Origin of the sequence: Kitasatospora sp. NPDC056327, assembly GCF_042261735.1 — a bacterium.
GTDB lineage: Bacteria > Actinomycetota > Actinomycetes > Streptomycetales > Streptomycetaceae > Kitasatospora.
This window is the reverse complement of sequence record NZ_JBHJRC010000063.1, coordinates 14,298-31,273: the sequence shown is the minus strand read 5'-3', so window position 1 is coordinate 31,273 and position 16,976 is coordinate 14,298. Positions and strand designations below refer to the sequence as shown.

11 protein-coding genes are annotated in these 16,976 nt (G+C 74.6%); 8 read left to right on the top strand and 3 right to left on the bottom strand.

Going from position 1 to position 16,976, the window contains the following annotated elements; translation table 11 throughout:
• Window positions 1-303: 303 nt before the first annotated feature.
• From ACFCX4_RS12340 to ACFCX4_RS12330, 3 genes are all read left to right on the top strand, one after another.
• Window positions 304-714, top strand: coding sequence for a peptidoglycan-binding protein (locus tag ACFCX4_RS12340; RefSeq protein WP_376141176.1), 411 nt, complete (start codon window positions 304-306; stop codon window positions 712-714).
• 1,867 nt (window positions 715-2,581) lie between these two features.
• Window positions 2,582-3,346 carry a hypothetical protein gene (locus ACFCX4_RS12335; RefSeq protein WP_376141175.1) on the top strand — a complete coding sequence of 255 codons (765 nt, stop codon included), beginning with the start codon at window positions 2,582-2,584 and terminating at the stop codon, window positions 3,344-3,346.
• A gap of 291 nt (window positions 3,347-3,637) precedes the next feature.
• Window positions 3,638-5,275 carry an alpha/beta hydrolase gene (locus tag ACFCX4_RS12330; protein WP_376141180.1) on the top strand — a complete coding sequence of 546 codons (1,638 nt, stop codon included), beginning with the start codon at window positions 3,638-3,640 and terminating at the stop codon, window positions 5,273-5,275.
• Window positions 5,276-5,459: 184 nt separating this feature from the next.
• Here the strand turns inward: ACFCX4_RS12330 and ACFCX4_RS12325 are convergent, their stop codons facing one another.
• Together ACFCX4_RS12325 and ACFCX4_RS12320 are read right to left on the bottom strand one after the other, a co-directional pair.
• Window positions 5,460-6,674 carry a PP2C family protein-serine/threonine phosphatase gene (locus ACFCX4_RS12325; protein ID WP_376141173.1) on the bottom strand — a complete coding sequence of 405 codons (1,215 nt, stop codon included), beginning with the start codon at window positions 6,672-6,674 and terminating at the stop codon, window positions 5,460-5,462.
• Window positions 6,675-6,945: 271 nt separating this feature from the next.
• Window positions 6,946-7,980, bottom strand: coding sequence for a YihY/virulence factor BrkB family protein (locus ACFCX4_RS12320; protein ID WP_376141171.1), 1,035 nt, complete (start codon window positions 7,978-7,980; stop codon window positions 6,946-6,948).
• A gap of 528 nt (window positions 7,981-8,508) precedes the next feature.
• Here ACFCX4_RS12320 and ACFCX4_RS12315 point away from each other — a divergent pair.
• The 4 genes from ACFCX4_RS12315 to ACFCX4_RS12300 all read left to right on the top strand — a co-directional run bounded on the left by ACFCX4_RS12315 (window position 8,509) and on the right by ACFCX4_RS12300 (window position 14,193).
• Window positions 8,509-10,662, top strand: a complete 2,154-nt coding sequence (locus ACFCX4_RS12315; RefSeq protein ID WP_376141170.1) for a prolyl oligopeptidase family serine peptidase — start codon at window positions 8,509-8,511, stop codon at window positions 10,660-10,662.
• Window positions 10,663-10,919: 257 nt separating this feature from the next.
• Window positions 10,920-12,077: a ThiF family adenylyltransferase gene (locus tag ACFCX4_RS12310; RefSeq protein ID WP_376141168.1), complete on the top strand. Its 1,158-nt coding sequence runs from the start codon at window positions 10,920-10,922 to the stop codon at window positions 12,075-12,077.
• A gap of 178 nt (window positions 12,078-12,255) precedes the next feature.
• Window positions 12,256-13,518: an MFS transporter gene (locus tag ACFCX4_RS12305; protein WP_376141166.1), complete on the top strand. Its 1,263-nt coding sequence runs from the start codon at window positions 12,256-12,258 to the stop codon at window positions 13,516-13,518.
• Between the two features lie 72 nt (window positions 13,519-13,590).
• A complete protein-coding gene (locus tag ACFCX4_RS12300) occupies window positions 13,591-14,193 on the top strand; it encodes a DUF6058 family natural product biosynthesis protein (RefSeq protein ID WP_376141164.1) in 603 nt (200 codons plus the stop codon).
• A 169-nt stretch (window positions 14,194-14,362) separates the two neighbouring features.
• Here the strand turns inward: ACFCX4_RS12300 and ACFCX4_RS12295 are convergent, their stop codons facing one another.
• Entirely contained in the window at window positions 14,363-15,934 is a 1,572-nt protein-coding gene (locus tag ACFCX4_RS12295; RefSeq protein ID WP_376141162.1) for a PP2C family protein-serine/threonine phosphatase, read from the bottom strand.
• A 433-nt stretch (window positions 15,935-16,367) separates the two neighbouring features.
• Between ACFCX4_RS12295 and ACFCX4_RS12290 the strand changes: the two genes are divergently transcribed.
• Window positions 16,368-16,871, top strand: coding sequence for a metallophosphoesterase family protein (locus tag ACFCX4_RS12290; protein WP_376141160.1), 504 nt, complete (start codon window positions 16,368-16,370; stop codon window positions 16,869-16,871).
• The last annotated feature ends 105 nt before the right edge of the window (window positions 16,872-16,976 follow it).

Genomic DNA, 16,976 nt, shown 5'->3' with positions numbered 1-16,976 from the left:
CGGGTGGCCCCGCGGGCCCCGACCCCCCCCGGGGGACCCCCCCCCCGACCCCCCCGGTTGCGGCGCGCTCCGGGGGGGGGGGCGGGGGGGGGGCCCCCCCCCCCCGCGCCGGGGAGGCGGACCGGCGTCTCAGCTTCGAATGTGAGACGCCGCCCAAAGGCCAGCTCGACGGCGTGAGACGCCGCTTGGGACACCCGGGCGGCGTCGGGGCGGCCACCGGGCCCGTCCGTGGCGGGACACACTCGTTGCCGAGAGCCCGTCACATCCGGCGGTGCTCCTGAGGAACCGAACATTGGGGGGCCCATGAAGATCGCCCGCAAGCTCGCGACGACCGCCGTCACCCTCGGCATGGCGGTGACCGCCGTCATCGGCACCACCACCACCGCCGGCGCGTCCGTCAACGCCGCCTACGTCGGCTACGGCTACGCGGAGTACGGGAGCGGCGTGTGGTGCGTCCAGCACCTCCTCAACCACAACGGGGAGTACGACGCCGGCGTCTCCGAGGACAGCTACTGGGGTCCGCGGACCGAGGCCGCCGTCAAGGCGTTCCAGAGCTACATCAAGCAGGCCCGCGAGCCCAGGATCGCCGTCGACGGCGTGGTGGGCCCCCGCACCGGCTGGTGGCTGCTGTACCTGAACAAGGACGGGTACGGCTACGGCCACAACGGCAACGGCGACGGCTACTGCTGGAACCACGTCCCGAGCAGCTTCTGATTCCGGAACCGTCCCCGCGGTGACGAGGCCCCGGCTCCCGGGCCGTGGCCTCGTCACCCGCCGGCCCGCTGTCCGGCGGCACGGTTCGGGAGCACGGGCGGTTCCGACCGCTCGTGCGGTGCCCGTGAGTGCGGTGCGGTTACGCCGGCGGTGTGATGGGCGCGGGTGAATGTCCGGCGGCAGGCGTGTCGGAGGGAGCCCGGCCGTCGTCCGGGCGATAACCAGACGGTATGCCTGGCTGGAGACTCTCCCTCTGCGCGGCTGCCGCCGGCCTGGTGCTGGCCGGTTCGGTCGCCGATCTGCCGCTGGCCAACTCGGCCACCAGCCTTCCCTACGGCGGGCCGGGAGCCGGGGGGCCGACCCTGTCGGTGACGGTCGACGGCCGGCCGGGCACTCCCGTCGTGAACACCGGCGACGAGGTGCGGGTGAGTTACCGACTGCGCAACGACGGCGAGGCCCCGGTGACCGACCTGCGGATCACCGACACCCTTGCCCCCGGGGCCGATCCCCGTTGCCCGGGGCGCGAGGACGGGTTCGTTCCCAGGCTTCCCCCGGTGACCACCCTCGTCTGCACGGCGACCCTGCGGGCCCTGTCCGGTGAGCACGAGGGCCTGGTCACCGCCCGGGGGGTTGCTTACGGCGGGCGCACCGTCACCCGTACGGCGAAGTCGGGCTACATCGGCGTGGGGGCGGGCCCGGTGCCCCAGTCGGCCGGGGGAGTGCCCGCGACGGGAGCACCGGCACCGGGAACGCCCCCTGCGGCAGCGCCGGCGACGGTGGCGCCGACTGCGGCAGGAGCCGGGGCGACGGCGACGGCAACGGCAGTGGCTTCACCGGTGGCCGTGACGGTGTCCGCGCCGGCTGCGCCTGGTGTCCCCGCGTGCGTCCCCGGGGCTCCTTCGGACGGGACGGGGGCACCGGGTGTTCCGGGGCCCGGAACACCCGGGCCCGGGGCGCCCGCCCCGGGGGCCGCCGCGGGTGGTGTGCCCGCAGCCGGTGCCCCGGGAGCCCCTCCGGGCCTGGCCGGGGTGCCGGTGCCGGGGGCTCCTGGGAGCGGTGCTCCGGCGCCGGGGGCACCTGTGGCCGGTGCTGCTGCGGGCGGGGCTCCGGCGCCGGGGACAACGGTCGTCGCTGCTGCGGGCGGACCGGCCGCAGCAGCCGCAGCAGCCGCAGCAGCCGCGGCAGCCGGACCCGGAGCGGGGACGCGCGCGGTCGGCGCGCCCGGAGCCGGTGCGGCCGGGGCAGGGGTTCCCGCCCCCGGGGCTCCCGGAGCGGGCGCTCCCGCGCCCGGAGTCCCTGCCGGTGCGGCGCCCGCGGCCGGGGCACCTGCTGCCGGGGCTCCCGCGGGCGGCGTTCCGGCGGGAGCCGGTGCGGCCCCGGCGTCTGCACCGGCGGCACCCGGACCCGGAGCTCCCGCACCCGCACCCGCGGTACCGCCGGGAGGAGCACCCGCAGCGCCTGCGGCACCGGCACCCGCGCCCGCGGCACCCGTACCGGCAGCAGGCGCACCCGCGCCCGCGGGCGGAGCGAGGGCCCCCGCAGCCGGAGCCCCCGGAGCCGGAGCCCCCGGAGCCGTCGGGCGGCCCGGCAACGGGGGCAGGCCCGCACAGAACCCGTCGAGCGCGGCCGGTGCCTCCGGCTCCGCGTCGGCGTCCCCCTCCCGGCCCCCCGGGGCGGGCACCGGGGGCGGCCATGCCGGGTCACCCCTCCTGCGCTCCGGCCGTTTTGACACCAGCACGGCCCGTCCGCCGCGCACCTTCCTGGTGATGTTCTTCCTGCTGCTGTTCGTTCCCGCGACCGCCGCCGCGGTCATCGCGCGCCGCCGCCGCAGGGCGCGCCGTCTTCCCGACCCGAGCGCAGGGGCGCCATGGAACAACTAGTCGTAGTGCTCGGCATCGTCGCCGGCATCGTCGTCCTCGCCGGGGGCGCGGTGCTGATCGACCGCCGTCGGGCCAAGCGGTCGGCACCGGCCGAAGAGGTGGGCGACGACGACGCCGCCGAGTACCTGACGATGATGGTCGGCGTGCTGTACGCCTTGGTGCTGGGTGTGGCGCTGGTGTCGGTGTGGGAGGCCAAGGACGGCGCCGACACCAACATCAGCGCCGAGGCGGGGGCGCTGCACCAGACGTACCTGCTCGCCGACGGGCTTCCGCCCGAAGCCGCCCGGCGGGCCCGCGCGGCGGCGCTCACCTACGCCACCTACGTCCAGGACGAGGAGTGGCCGCTGATGGAGCAGCGCAAGCCGCTGGGGCCGCGCGGCTGGGCACTGCTGCACGACGTGCAGAACGCCTGGACGTCCTTCGAACCCTCCACCAACGCGCAGCAGCAGGTGGACCAGTTGGCGTTCGGTCAGATCTCCGTCGCCTACCAGGCACGCCAGGGGCGCGAGGCGGACACGGAAGGGGGCATGTCGGGCGTGATGTGGTTCGGGCTCCTCGCCGGCGGGGCACTCACCCTGGGCCTGATGTTCCTGTTCGGGATCCGGCACACCCGCACCCACCTGGTCCTGGCGGTGGGCTTCACCAGCCTCATCGCCTTCATGGTGGTCTTCATCTATGCCCTGAACTCCCCCTTCGGCGGTCTGCTCGGCCTGAGCCCCGCGCCCTTCGCCGTGGTCGGCGTCGGAGGCTGACCGCAGGGCCGGTGCGGTGGGGGAGAGGCGGCGGCCGGGCGGGCCGCCCCTGGTGCCGGGGAGGTGGCCGGGGTGGTTCGCCGTCCGCCCGGCCGCCGCCGGTCCGCGGATCCGCCGCGCGTACGCGGTCCGCTCCCCGCGGGTGCCCCCGATGTGGCGACCGCCGGCCGACGGTGCCGGAGGCGGGCGGGGCGGCGATGCCGCGGCAGTAAGGCGACTGACGGGGCGTCGGGGGATGGGGGCGCCGTCACGGTGTCGATCTTCGGATGATATTTGTGTGCGGTGAATTCGATGATCATCCGCCGCTCGCGGCGCACCCTGTCCGCCGTCGCCGCGGCCGTCCTGCTGGCTGCCTGTGGCAGCACAGGGGATTCCACGGGCGCGGCCCCGGCCGCCCCGACGAGCGCGCCCGCGTCCGCCGGCCCGGCGACGGTCGCTCCGGCGCCCACCCCGACCGCGACGCCCGCACCCACGCCCACCGCGAGGCCGACCGGCCAGGCGGACCCGGCGCTCCAGGCCTTCTACGGTCAGAAGCTGGCCTGGGAGGCCTGCAAGGACGACCCGAAGACCGAGAAGGTCGACGAGTCCGCGGTGCAGTGCGCCACCCTCAAGGTCCCGCTGAACTACGCCGCACCGACGGGGGACACCGTCGACGTCGGCGTCGCCCGCATCCCCACCGCCCGGCCCGACCAGAAGACCGGCTCCCTGCTGGTCAACCCCGGTGGCCCGGGCGGCACCGGCGTCGGCATGGTCCAGCGCGGCCAGAAGGACTACGACGGCCCGCTGCGCGACCACTACGACATCGTCGGCTTCGACCCCCGCGGCGTCGGCGGCACGTCCCCGATCAAGTGCCTCGACGACCGGACCCGGGACGGCTGGCTCACCGGCGACGCGCCCGGCGCGGACCACGGCAAGCTCCTGGCCGACGCCTGCCAGGCCAAGTACGCCAAGCTGCTGCCCTTCGTCGGCACCCGGGACACCGTCCGTGACATGGACGTGCTGCGCGCGGTGCTGGGCGACCAGAAGCTCAACTACTTCGGCCTCTCCTACGGCACCCATCTCGGCAGCGTCTACGCCGAGGAGTTCCCGGACCGCACCGGCCGCCTCGTCCTGGACGGTGCCACCGACCGGTCCGTGAGCCTGCTCCAGCACAACATCGAACAGTCCGCCGGCTTCGAGCGGGCGTTCGGCCGGTTCGCCGCCGACTGCGTCACCAAGTCGCCCTGCCCGCTGGGCAAGGACGCGGCTGCGGCGCCGAAGAAGCTCGCCGACTTCCTCGACGGTCTCAAGGACAAGCCGCTCACGACCACCGACGGCCGAAAGGTCACGGCGACCGCCGCCTGGAACGGTGTGATCGACAGCCTCTACGAGGACGAGCAGGGCCTCGCCGACCTGCGGACCATCCTCACCATGGCCATGAACCAGGGCAAGGCCGACCACCTGATGGCCCTCGCCGACGGCGCGACCGGTCGTGACGCCAAGGGCGGTTACAAGGTCTCGGCCGACGCCTACGCCGCCGTCCACTGCGCGGACACCCCGATGGCGCCCACCGAGGCGGAACTCCGGGCACTGCTCGGCGAACTCGCCGCCAAGGCCCCACTGGTGACCGGTCACAACCCCGAGGCGGCGCTGTTCGACCCGGACTGCCGGAGCTGGCCGTTCCGGTCGGCGGAGAAGGCACACCCGATCAAGGCCGAGGGCAGCGCGCCGATCCTGGTCGTCGGCTCCACCGGTGACGCCGCCACCCCGTACGCCTGGTCCGAGCGCGTGGCCGGATCCCTCGCGCAGGGCGTCCTGCTCACCCGCGAGGGAGAGGGCCACACCGCCTACGGCCGCAGCGCGTGCATCCGCACGGCCGTGCACGCCTACCTCGTCGACGGCACCGTCCCGGCCGCCGGGACGCGCTGCGCCACCGACCCCAGGCCGTGAGCCGGCCCCGGGCCTGAACCGCCCCGCCGGCGGGGCGCACCACGGACGTTCGCCGTGGCGCGCGCCGCCGGACGGGGCCAGGAGCCAGGGCGATGGCGAAAGCCCCTCGGAGCGGGATGCCGAGTCGGCCGGGCCGCGCGGCCGGGATGCCGGGAGCGGAAGCAGCCGGCCCGGCGGCCGCTCCTCAGATGTTGGCCCCGGCGTGTGCCCGGCGTCCGCCCGTGGTGGGGCCGTGCCAGTCCAGGCACATCACGGTGGCGTCGTCCTGGAGCTTTCCGCCGCAGGCGTCGGTGACGACGGCGACCAGGGCGCGCACCACTTCGCGGGGGTGCTCGGCGGCGGTGGCGGCCAGCAGGGCGGGCAGATCCACGGCTCGCGCGCGGCGGTCCTGCATGCCGTCGGTGTAGAGCAACAGCCGGTCACCGGGACGCAGGTCGATGTCCTGCACGCGGTAGCGGCCCTGTTCTTCGACACCGAAGGGCAGGTCGGCGTGCAGGGGCACCGCTTCGATCGAGCCCCCGCGCAGCCTGAGCGGGCGCGGGTGCCCGGCGTTGACGAGCTGCGCCCCGGTCCCGTCCAGCGCGATCCGCAGGAGCTGGCCGGTGGCCAGCACTCCGGGTCTGTGTTCGAGAAGGGAGTGGTGGGCGAGGTCGGCCTGTTCGCCCAGGCGGGCCGCGGCGCGGCGGGCGCCGCGGGAGGCGTTGACCAGAAGCGTCGCGATCAGCGCGGCGTTGAGATCGTGGCCCATCGCGTCGGTCAGCGACAGGTGCAGGGTCTCGCGGTCCAGGGCGTAGTCGTAGGTGTCGCCGGCGACGCTCTCCGCAGGTACCAGGGCGCACGCAAGGGTGAACTGGGCGGCCTCGCAGCAGGGGGCGGTGGGCAGGAGCTGGCGCTGGATCTCGGCAGCCAGACTGACCGGGGCCGTGCGCTGCGCCCAGTGGTAGAGGTCGGTGAACCGGCGGTCGGTGACCACGATGTAGGCCAGCGCGTGGGCCGTCTGCTCCACCTGCTCCAGCGTGTCGTCGCCGGCGCCGGTGGTCTCGGGGAGGGAGAGCTCCAGGAAGCCGATGGCGTCGCCGCGGTTGGTGACGGGGGCGATCACGCGGATTCCGTGCCCGTCGGCGCCGTCCGGGGCGCGGACCAGTTTCTGGGTGCGCAGGACCTCTTCGTACAGGCTGCCGGGGAGCTCGATCCGCTCGCTGGGCGGCCCGTGCAGGGTGCCGGCGTCCTCGGCCACCCGCACCACGCTCTGGCCGACCAGGTCGAGGAACAGGAAGGAGACGGACCGCGCGCCGAACCGCTCACGCAGATCGGCCGCCACCACGTCCAGGGATTCCACCGGCGCCGCCGCCTCGGCCGCCGCCAGCACTTCCCCCAGCACCATCCGCTCCCGCGTCACACCAACCTCCTCCAGAAGTCCAGGACCTCCCGTCTTCCCGCGACGGCACGAGGCATTCCAGCCGCGGGTCAGGAGTCGGCGCCGGGTCCGGCCGAGGCCTTCGGGGCGCGCGTGCCGCATCCCATGGTGACCCGCCTGCGGTCCAGGTGCAGCACCACCGGCAGCAACGCCGGATTCTCCCTCCAGCGGCCGCCGGTGCGGCGCGGAGGCCGGTTCCCCGATCCTGTTCCGGGGCCCGCGGCCAGGAGGCGTGCCGCCGGTCCGGCGGCGCTCAGTCCAGGCGACGGCGGTCCTCCTCGCTCCACTCCCGGGTGTCGCGCGGTTCGACGTACGGCGCCTCGTCCGCCGGGTGGCCGTCCGCGATCGCGCGCCGGCGCACCACCTCGGCGTCGACCTCCAGGCCCAGCAGGACGGCCAGGTTGGTGATCCACAGCCACACCAGGAAGACGATCACGCCGGCGAGGGTCCCGTACGTCTTGTTGTACGAGCCGAAGTTCGCGACGTAGAACGCGAACCCGGCCGAGGCGGTCATCCAGATCCCCAGGGCGAGGAGGCTGCCGGGGGTCACCCACTTGAAGCCGCGGCCCTTGGCATTGGGCGCGGCCCAGTACAGCAGCGCGATCATGACCGTGGCCAGGACCAGCAGGACGGGCCACTTCGCGATCGCCCACACCGTCATCGCGGTGTCCCCGACCCCCAGCGCCGAGCCCGCCTGCCGGGCCAGGGTGCCGGTGAACACCACGATCAGGGCACTGGCCGCGGCGAGGACCATGAGCACGACGGTCAGCCCCACGCGCAGTGGCAGCACCTTCCACAGCGGCCGCCCCTCGGGCATGTCGTAGACGGCGTTCGAGGCGCGGATGAACGCGGCGACGTACCCGGAGGCCGACCAGATCGCCGCGAGCAGGCCCACCACGGCCAGCAGCGAGCCGGTGCCGGCGTTGCCCCGGAGCTGCTGCACGGCAGTGCTGATCACGTCCCGTGCCGCCCCGGGGGTGAGCTGCTGCAGGTTGTCCACCACCTGCTCGGTCGCCGCCTCGCCCGCGATGCCCAGCAGCGACACCAGCACCAGCAACGCGGGGAAGAGGGCCAGCACCCCGTAGTAGGTCAGCGCCGCCGCCCGGTCCGCCAGCTCGTCGTCCTTGAACTCCTTCAGCGTCCCGCGCAGGACCGCCTTCCAGGACCGCTCGGGCGGCCCGGAAAGCCGGTGCGGCGCGGGCTCCTCCGCCTCCCGGGCCGGTCCTGCGGTCCCATCGACGGGCGTCCGATGTGCTTCCCCGGTCTCCGGTGTCCTCGTGCGTTTCATGGTCGGCGCATTTCCGCTACCGCCGTACCCATGCCTGAGCGCGGCGGCCGTCCTCGCAGGTCACCCGACGGGCCGAGGGTGTCAGCGGCGGCGCGGTGCTTGCGGACCCGGCCCTTCTTCCGCCGTCGTGGCCCCGGCGGCCGAGCGCCTCACGTCGTCCAGCCGGGCGCCGCCGGTGGCCGTCGGCGGCCCGGTCCACGGGGTGAGCCGGGAGATCCGCCGCGGGTACGCCGGTGATACCACCGCTCCTCCTCCCGGCGGCACCGGTCCGAGCCGTCGCGATGCCGCGCCGTCCGGACCCGTGGCCCACGACCGGCGGCGGCGCGTGCGGCGTTTCCGCGGGTGGGCCGCTGTCCGTGCCGTTCCGCCGCAGGGCTCCGGCGCGACCGCCGGTGGGGTGCGGTCCTTCCCCGCCATTGACGAGTACGCGGAAGGCGTCGTTAGGATGTCACGCGTCCCGGACGGCGGCCGACCGCCGCCGGCCCGGGAGTGGAGACCGTTCCGTCCGCATGCCGGTTGGAGGGGACCATGCCGCAGAGAGACCCGGCCGGGCGGCCGGAGTACCCGCCCGCGTTACCGGGCGACACCGCCGACGAGGTGGGCGGGCGTCGCGTTCCGGACCCGTACCGCGCGCTGGAGGACGCCGCCGACCCCGCGACCGCGGAGTGGTCGGCCGGCCAGCGGGCCCTGTTCGAGCGGCTGCGCGAGGGCTGGTCCGCGGTGGGCCCGTTCCACGCGGCGCTGGCGGCCCTGACCGCCTTCGATCACCTGACCTCGCCCCAACCCGCCCGCGATCTGGCCTTCTTCACGGTTCGGCGCGCGGACGACGAGCACTCCTCCCTGGCGGTCACCGAACCCGGCGGGGCCCTTCGGATCCTCTTCGACCCGCAGCGGCACGACCCCACCGGCCGTACGGTGCTGGGTGGTTGGGCACCGGACCCGGCCGGGCGGCTGGTCGCCCACCAGAGTGCCGAGGGCGGTTCCGAAGAGTACGACCTCCGGGTCCTCGACGTGGCGACCGGCCGTACCGTGGACGGGCCGATCGCCGGCTGCCCGTACGGGAACGTCGCCTGGATCCCCGGGCACGACGCGTTCTACTACTCCCGCCGCGACCCCGGGGGCGACGGCGTCCGGCTCCACCTGCACCGGCTCGGCGAGGACCCGGCCGGCGACGTGGAGGTGTTCGGACCGGCCTCCGGTCTCGGCGAGGCCGCCGAACTGGACGCCGTGCTCGGCTCCGACGGCCGCCTGCTGGCCGTCGCCGCCGCCGACGGGCTCTCCGGCGGCAACCGGATCCTCCTCGCCGACCTGGCCGCCCCCGGTGCCACCTGGGAGAAGCCGGACCTGGTGCCGCTGACCGCCGTCGACGGCGGCTGGAGTTCCCCGTGGCCGGCCACCGACGGCCTGCTCTACCTGCTCACCGACCTGGACGCGGACCGCGGCCGGATCCTGGTGCTCGACCCCCGTACCCCGGGCCCGCTCCGGCCGCGCACCCTGGTCCCGGAGCACGAGCGGGAGGTGCTGGAGTCCTTCGCCGTCCTCGACGACCCGGCGCTGCCCGACCCGCTGCTGCTGGTGCACCGCTCGGCCGGCGGACGCGGCCGGATCACCCGGCACCACCTGCGCACCGGTGCGCCGCTCGGCGAGGTGCCGCTGCCCGGCGCCGGTGTGGTCACGGATCTGACGTTCCGTCAGGGCGGCCACGAGGCCTGGTTCACCTACAGCGACCCGACCACCCCGGAGACGGTCCACCGCCACGACGCCCGCCACGGAACCACCGAGGTCTGGGGCGCCGCCGGGGCGCCGCGGGTGCCCGCCGTCCTGGTCCGCGAGGTCGACTGTCTCTCGCCGGACGGGACGACGGTGGAGCTGCTGCTGACCCGGCCCGCCGACCGCCCGCACGGACCGCTGCCGACCATCCTCCAGGGCTACGGCGCGTTCGGCGAACCGCAGGTGGCCGACTACTACGCCGCGGCGCTCGCCTGGGCCGGCCACGGCGGTCAGTTCGCCGTGGCCCGGGTGCGCGGCGGCGGAGAGCACGGTGAGGAGTGGCACCGCGCCGGTACGCGTGAGCACAAGCAGTGCGGCATCGACGACTTCCTGGCCGCGGCGGGCTTCCTGCACGAGCGGGGGCTCTGTCCGCCGGACGGGCTCGGCGCGTTCGGCCAGAGCGCCGGCGGCCTGCTGGTCGGCGCCGCGATGACCCAGCGGCCCGACCTGTTCTCCGCCGTGACCGCCACCGCCGCCCCGCTCGACATGGCCCGCTACCAGCTGAGCGGCTACGGTCCCTACTGGACCGAGGAGTTCGGCCGCCGCGAGGTCCCGGAGGAACTCGGCTGGCTGCTCGGCTACTCGCCGTACCACCGCGTGGTCCCGGGCACCGGCTACCCGGCCGTCCTGCTGGCCGCCGCCGAGGACGACGCCCGGGTCGACCCGTCGCACTCGCGCAAGATGTGCGCCGCGCTCCAGCGGGCGAGCGCCTCGCCCCGGCCGGTGCTGCTGCGCCAGGAGGCCGGGGTGGGCCACGGCGACCGCGCGCGCAGCGGACGGCTCGCCTATTTCGCCGACGTGCTGGCTTTCCAGGCCGAATACCTGGGGCTTTCCGTGCAGTCCGGCAACGCTTTGATGATCCTTTCGGAAAATTCTTCGGAAACCTTGTCCGGGCCGTTCCGGTGTGAATAGTATGAGCCATTGAATCGGAGGGGGGAGGTGATTCCGATGATCAAGAAGTCCACGAAGCGCTACAGCAGCGCCGCCGGTGCCTCCAAGGCCTGAGCGTGAATCGCGGCGGGGCTCCTGGAGAAGGCGCCCCGCCGCTTTCCGGTACTGACGGCTCCGATCTTCTTCCGATTTCCGGAGCCGCCGTCTCCGGAAATCCTGGTCCTCTTCCGCACGAAATCATCGGCCGATATTCGGCATCCATTTTCCGAGGGGTATTCGTGGCACGTCCGGCGCTCAAGACGAGCATCCCCTATTTCGTTTCCGACGGCTCCGTGCACTTCCGCCTCGGCGGCGAGCTGACCTCGCTGGAGGACGCCGACGGCCGTGTGCTGACGCTGCTGCGCCTGCTCGACGGCACCCGCGACCTCGACGCCGTCCACCGCGACCTGAGCGCCGACTACCCCGACGTCACCGCCGGGGACGTGCGCGACGCCGTCCGGGACCTCGACGAGAGCGGGCTGGTGCAGGACGCCACGGACCGGGGCGAGGACTTCGACGCCGCCGCCCGCGAGCGCTGGTCCAACAACCTCGGCTTCTTCGAGACCTACGCCACGCTGGAGACCTCCAAGTACGAGTTCCAGCGCCGCATCCGCGACGCCAGGATCGCCGTCCTCGGGGTCGGCGGCATCGGCTCGCACGCCCTGATCGACCTGGTCGCGATCGGCTTCACCGACATCCGGATCGTCGACTTCGACAAGATCGAGGTCTCCAACTTCAACCGCCAGATCATCTACGGCGAGCCGGACGTCGGCCGCACCAAGGTCCACGTCGCCGCCGAACGGGCCCGCCGGCTCAACAGCGGCGTGCGGATCGAAGCGGTCGAGGCCAAGCTGATGTCCGCCGACGACGTCTACGCCGTGGTGCACGACCGCGACATCGTGATCGCCGTGGTCGACCGCCCCAAGGTCCACGTGGTGCACTGGCTCAACGAGGGCTGCGTACGGGCCGGCACCACGCTGATCAACGGCGGGGTCGACACCCAGCGGGCCATGCACTACACCATGGTGCCCGGCGTCAGCGGGTGCCTGGAGTGCTGGTACGGGCAGGTGCGCCGGGACGACCCGACCTCCCGGATGGTGCTGGACGCGCTGGACGACATCGACCGCGAGGGCACCCCCTACGGCGAGGACACCGCCGCCTTCAACGGCCTGGTGGTCGCCGCCGCGGCCCACATGGTGTCCGAGATGGTCCGCCTCGCCTCCAGGGTCTGCCAGCCGCTGTCGGTCGGCCGCCTGCTGGAGCAGACCTTCCACGATCCTCGGGTGCACGAGGCCGAGTCCTGGCGGCGCGACCCCGACTGCACCGTCTGCGGCGACGCCCGGCCGTCCGCCGCCCATGCCTGGCTGGCCCGGGACGCCCGGGAGCTCCCCTTCTGAGCCGGCACCCACCCATCGGTCGGGACCTGGCGGGAAGGCCGCGGCAGCGGCGCCCGTCAGGCCTTCGGCACGCCCGGCCACGGGGCCGCCGTTCCGCCCGCCGATCCGACCGGTCATTTCCACCCGTCATGTTCCTCGGCTCCGTCGAGCCATCGTGAAAAGCGCAGGGAGAACACCGTTGCCCACCGAACAGCTGACCAAGGACCGCCCCACCGCGAGCGCGGCGGACATTCGGCTGCGCATCGCGTTCCTGGTCTCCAGTGTCGGTGACTGGATCTACCGGCTGGCGATTCCGGTGCTCGTCCTGAAGATCTCCGGATCGGCCACCTCGACCGCCCTCGCCTACGCCATCGAATTCATCCCCTACATCGTGATCGGGCTTTTCGCCGGTGTGATCGCGGACCGCTTCGACCGGCGCCGGGTGATGGTCCTGTGCGACCTCACCTCGGGTGTGCTGGCCCTCGCCGTCACCGGCCTCGCGCTGCTCGACGACCCGCCGCTGGTGGCCATCTACCTGTGCGCGTTCCTGCTGGCCTGCGTGCGGCCGTTCTACTTCCCGGCGTTCCAGGGCTTCCTGGTCGACGTGGTGCCCGAGCAGCGGCTCTCCCGGGTCAACGCCTGGACCCAGACGGTGGACAGCGCGCTCGGCTTCATCGGCCCGGTGGCCGGCATCGCCTTCGTCGCGGCGCTCGGCGTCTGGCTCTCCGCCCTGGTCAACGCGCTCTCCTTCGGGGTCTCCGCGCTGCTGATCGCCACCATCGCGTTCACCCGCTCCGGCACCGCGGAGCCGGTGACGGCCCGCGGCATCGCCCGGGACTTCACCGACGGGCTGCGGGCGGTGTGGACGATGAAGGCCATGCGCTGGGGGACGGCGCTGATGGCGCTCTCCAACCTGGCGGCGTGGATCATCGAGGGCAGTCTCCTCTTCCTCGTCCTGGAGGTGGAGAAGATGCCGAAGGTGGTCCTCGGGCTCGTCCTCGGCGCCCAGGGGCTCGGCGCGGTGATCGGCGGGGTGCTCGCCCCGCGCCTGACGGACCGTTACCGTCTCGGCCCGCTGCTCGCGTTCGGCATGGGACTGTCCGGAGCCTCGATGGTGCTGCCGGTGCTGGTGCCCACCTGGTGGGCGGTGCTGATCTCCTGGGGCATCGAGGGCATCGCCACCTCGGTGGTGATCGTCAGCTGGGTCACCGCCCGGCAGAAGGTGGTGCCCTCCGAGGTGATCGGGCGGGTGGCGTCGGTCAGCCGGGCCGCCGCCTACGCGACCATCCCGCTCGGCGCGATGCTCGGCGGCTGGCTGGTCTCCGGCACGGCGCCGACCCGCACGCTCTTCCTGTGCGGCGCCGCGGTGCAGGCGGTAGTGTTCCTCGGCACCGCGCTCTCCCCGGTGGTGCGGATCGACGACGCCGGTCCGCGGAACGCCCGGGCGGTCGAGGCCACGTGAGCCGCACCGGGCCGCGCACCGGACGGCGCGGCCACCGGGGCACCGCACACCCGCACCGAAGGAGAGGCCCGCATGACGGCGACCGCCACGCCCAGGGAACGGCTCGCCCGGCGCTACCGCGCGGTCAACGGCGAGCACCCGATGACCGGCGAGGACGACGCCTACGCCGATCGGTACTTCACGCCCCTGGAGGCGCTCTGCGCCCGGCACGGGCGGGACCCGGACGACGTCCGCGGCCTCATGCTGGCCGGCCGCCTGCCGCTGCCCGGCTACCTGCGCTCCGACGGCACCGAGATGGTGCCCACCGACCTGCTCGAACTCGTCGACGAGGCGGGCGGGCTGGAGAGGCTCCCGGACTGGTTCCGGGGCCACTGGGCGGATCCGGCGGCCGGCGCCGAGGAGTACGAGTCCTACCTCAGCGGGCAGAACGTCTGCCTGTACCGGCTCCACCCGGCCACCATGCGCCGCAAGGAGGAGCTGATCCGGGCGATCACCGAGGCGGTCCGCACGCCCGGACCCGGGGTACCCGGCTGGCTGGCCGGCCTGCACGCGCTGGTTGACGAACTCGACGCGCTGGAGCCGCCGTTCACCGCCTACGACCGGCTGCGGTTCGGTGGCCCGGTCTCCCGGGACACCTGCATCGACGCCGTCCGCCGGGACTTCCCCCCACGGTAGCCGCCCGCCCGTCGCCCGCCGATCCACCGGACGGGGGCCACCTCCCGACGCCCGCGGCGCCCCCGCGGGCGTCGCCGGGAGGACCGGCCTCGTCACCGGGGGCGGCCGCGCCGTCCGGGTGGGGAGGCGGGTTCGCCCCCGCGCGGAACCCCGGGGCGCGCCGGGGCCGTCAGCGGCTGATGTGGAGGGCGCAGATGTCGTCGCGGCGGGTGTGGGGGGTGATGAGGTCCCGCACGATGCCGTCCAGGGGGCGCGCGACGTCCACGTGGGCCAGGGCGGTGCCGGCCAGGCGGGCCAGGCCCTCGTCGATCGGCTCGCCCGGTCTCTCGACCAGGCCGTCGGTGTAGAGGTACAGGTGGTCGCCGGGCAGCAGGTCGACGGTGGAGGCCTCGTAGCGGGCGGTGGGGACGGCGCCGAGCAGGATGCCGCCGGTGGAGGGCAGGAAGCGGGCCCGGCCGTCGCGCACGAGCAGGGGCGGCGGGTGGCCGGCCCGCACCCAGGTGAGGCGGGAGGTGGCCGGCCGGTACGCGGCCATGACCATGGTGGCCGTCTGGCCGGCGCGCTCCGGGGTGTGCAGCAGGAGGGTGTTCAGATTGGCCAGGACGGCGGGCAGGGCGGTGCCGGTGATGGCCATGCCCTTGGCGGTGAAGCGCAGCAGGGCCATGGTGGCCACCGCGTCCAGGCCGTGGCCGGCGACGTCGCCGACGACGAGCAGCACGGTGCCGTCGGGCAGTTCGATGGCGCTGTACCAGTCGCCGCCGAGGCTGAGCCCCTCCTGGAGCGGCAGGTAGGCGACGTCGACGGTGAGGCCGGCCAGGTCCAGCGTCTGCTGGGGCGCGGGAAGCAGGGTGTCCTGGAGGCGGGCGGCGAGATCGCGTTCGGCGGCCAGCAGGCTCCCGTGGGCGACGGCGGCCTGCCGCTGCTCCATCAGCTGCTGTTCGGCCTCCTTGGCCGCGGTGAGGTCCTGGAAGAACCCGTGCAGCCGGACCGGCCGGCCCTCGACGTCCGTCTCGCTCTCGGCGACCACCCGCACGTGCCGCACCTCGCGGCCGGGCAGGCGGACACGGAAGGTGTGGTCCACCGGCTCGCCGATCTTGAGCAGACGCCGCACCGCGTCCTCCACCGCCGGACGGTCCCCGGCCACGGCGTGGGCGGACAGCTCCTCCAGCGTCAGCGGACCGAGCGAACGGTCCCGCTCGAAGATCGAGTACACCTCGTCGGACCAGGTGATCACCCCGCCGACCAGATCACGGTCCACCCAGCCCATCCGGCCGAGGCGCTGCATGAGCGCCAGCCGCCGCTGCTCGCGCTCCTCCGCGTCCAGACGGTTCCACGAGACGATCAGCCCGCCCTGGCACGGTGCCACGCGCACCCTGTACCGGGACCGGTGCGGGATGCCGGCGGCCTTCTCCTCGTACTCCACCACTCCCTCGTGGACCGAGCCGTCCCTGAGCACCCGCAGGTAGTCGCGCCACAGATCGGTGCTCTCGATGCCCGGGTACGTGTCCAGCACTCCGAGCCCGAGCAGCCGCTCGCCGTCGCGCCCGCCGATGTCCAGCGCCCCGGGGGAGGCCGCCACGAGCCGGAAGTCCACCACCCCGCCGTCCGGCCCGCGCTCGGGCCGGAGGAAGACCACCGAACCGGGGAGCGCGGCCAGGATTTCCCGGATTGCGGCCGGGTGGGGCCCCGCGCCGGGGCTGCCGCCCGGCACCTGCGCCGTCGGCTCGTCGTGGTCGGTCATGCAACGAGCATGTCACGCCCGCCGCCCCTCTCCTCACCGCTCCGGCCGCCGGACTCCGGCTCACGCAGCCGCACCGGCCGTGGCCGGGAAGCTGCGGCCGGGGCGGCCTCACCGGCCCGCTCCGCCGGCTCCCGCGCGGCCGGCGCACGGGCCCCGGCACGGGCGAGGGGGTCCGTGCCCTTCCGTCGCGCCGCTCGGCGGTGGGCAGTGCCACCCGGGCCCCGCCTGCCCGGGCGCCGGGCCCGCCGTCGGCCGGGCCCGGCCGACGGCACGCGACCGCTCGGCGGCCCCGGCGCGGGCGGGCGGGCGCTTCCCGCGCAACCGGGAACAAGGACCCCCGGGTGATTCACGACCCGGCGTTTCGGCTGCCCTCCGGCGGTGCGGTTCGGGGAGGATCGCACCCACCGCCGCCGTCACCCCGCCGGAGCCCCGGATGCGCCTGCTGATCGCCTCGGACACCCATGTCCCCGCGCGTGCGCGACAGCTGCCCGCGCCGCTGCTCGCGGCCGTGGACGAGGCCGACGTGGTGTTCCACGCCGGCGACTGGGTCGACACCGCCACCCTCGACCTGTTGCTGGCGCGGTCCGCGCGGCTGGTCGCCGTCCACGGCAACAACGACGGGCCCGCGCTGCGCGAGCGCCTGCCCGGGAGCGCCCGCGTCGAGCTCCGGGGCCTGCGCTTCGCCGTGGTGCACGAGACCGGTCCGGCCCGCGGGCGCGAGGAGCGGTGCGAGGCGGGGTTTCCCGACACGGACGTCCTGGTCTTCGGTCACAGCCACATCCCCTGGGACAGCACCGCCCCCGGCGGCCTGCGGCTGCTCAACCCCGGCTCGCCCACGGACCGCCGCCGCCAACCGTTCGCGACCTTCCTCACGGCCCGTGCCGACGACGGCAGGCTCCTCGACGTCCGGCTCCACCGCCTGCCGCCCCGGTCCTGACCGGGCCCGTGGACGCGTGGTCCGACGGGGCTGTTCGGGGCGCCCCGTGTGCCGGTGGCGGACCGCGCGGGTGCGCTCGGCACCCACCCCGGCAGGGAACGCCCC

Coding starts and splice junctions, on each gene's coding strand:
- ACFCX4_RS12320 (WP_376141171.1), bottom strand. CDS start 7,980: ATGAAACGCACGAGGACACCGGAGACCGGGGAAGCACATCGGACGCCC.
- ACFCX4_RS12335 (WP_376141175.1), top strand. CDS start 2,582: ATGGAACAACTAGTCGTAGTGCTCGGCATCGTCGCCGGCATCGTCGTC.
- ACFCX4_RS12300 (WP_376141164.1), top strand. CDS start 13,591: ATGACGGCGACCGCCACGCCCAGGGAACGGCTCGCCCGGCGCTACCGC.
- ACFCX4_RS12290 (WP_376141160.1), top strand. CDS start 16,368: ATGCGCCTGCTGATCGCCTCGGACACCCATGTCCCCGCGCGTGCGCGA.
- ACFCX4_RS12340 (WP_376141176.1), top strand. CDS start 304: ATGAAGATCGCCCGCAAGCTCGCGACGACCGCCGTCACCCTCGGCATG.
- ACFCX4_RS12295 (WP_376141162.1), bottom strand. CDS start 15,934: ATGACCGACCACGACGAGCCGACGGCGCAGGTGCCGGGCGGCAGCCCC.
- ACFCX4_RS12330 (WP_376141180.1), top strand. CDS start 3,638: ATGATCATCCGCCGCTCGCGGCGCACCCTGTCCGCCGTCGCCGCGGCC.
- ACFCX4_RS12315 (WP_376141170.1), top strand. CDS start 8,509: ATGCCGCAGAGAGACCCGGCCGGGCGGCCGGAGTACCCGCCCGCGTTA.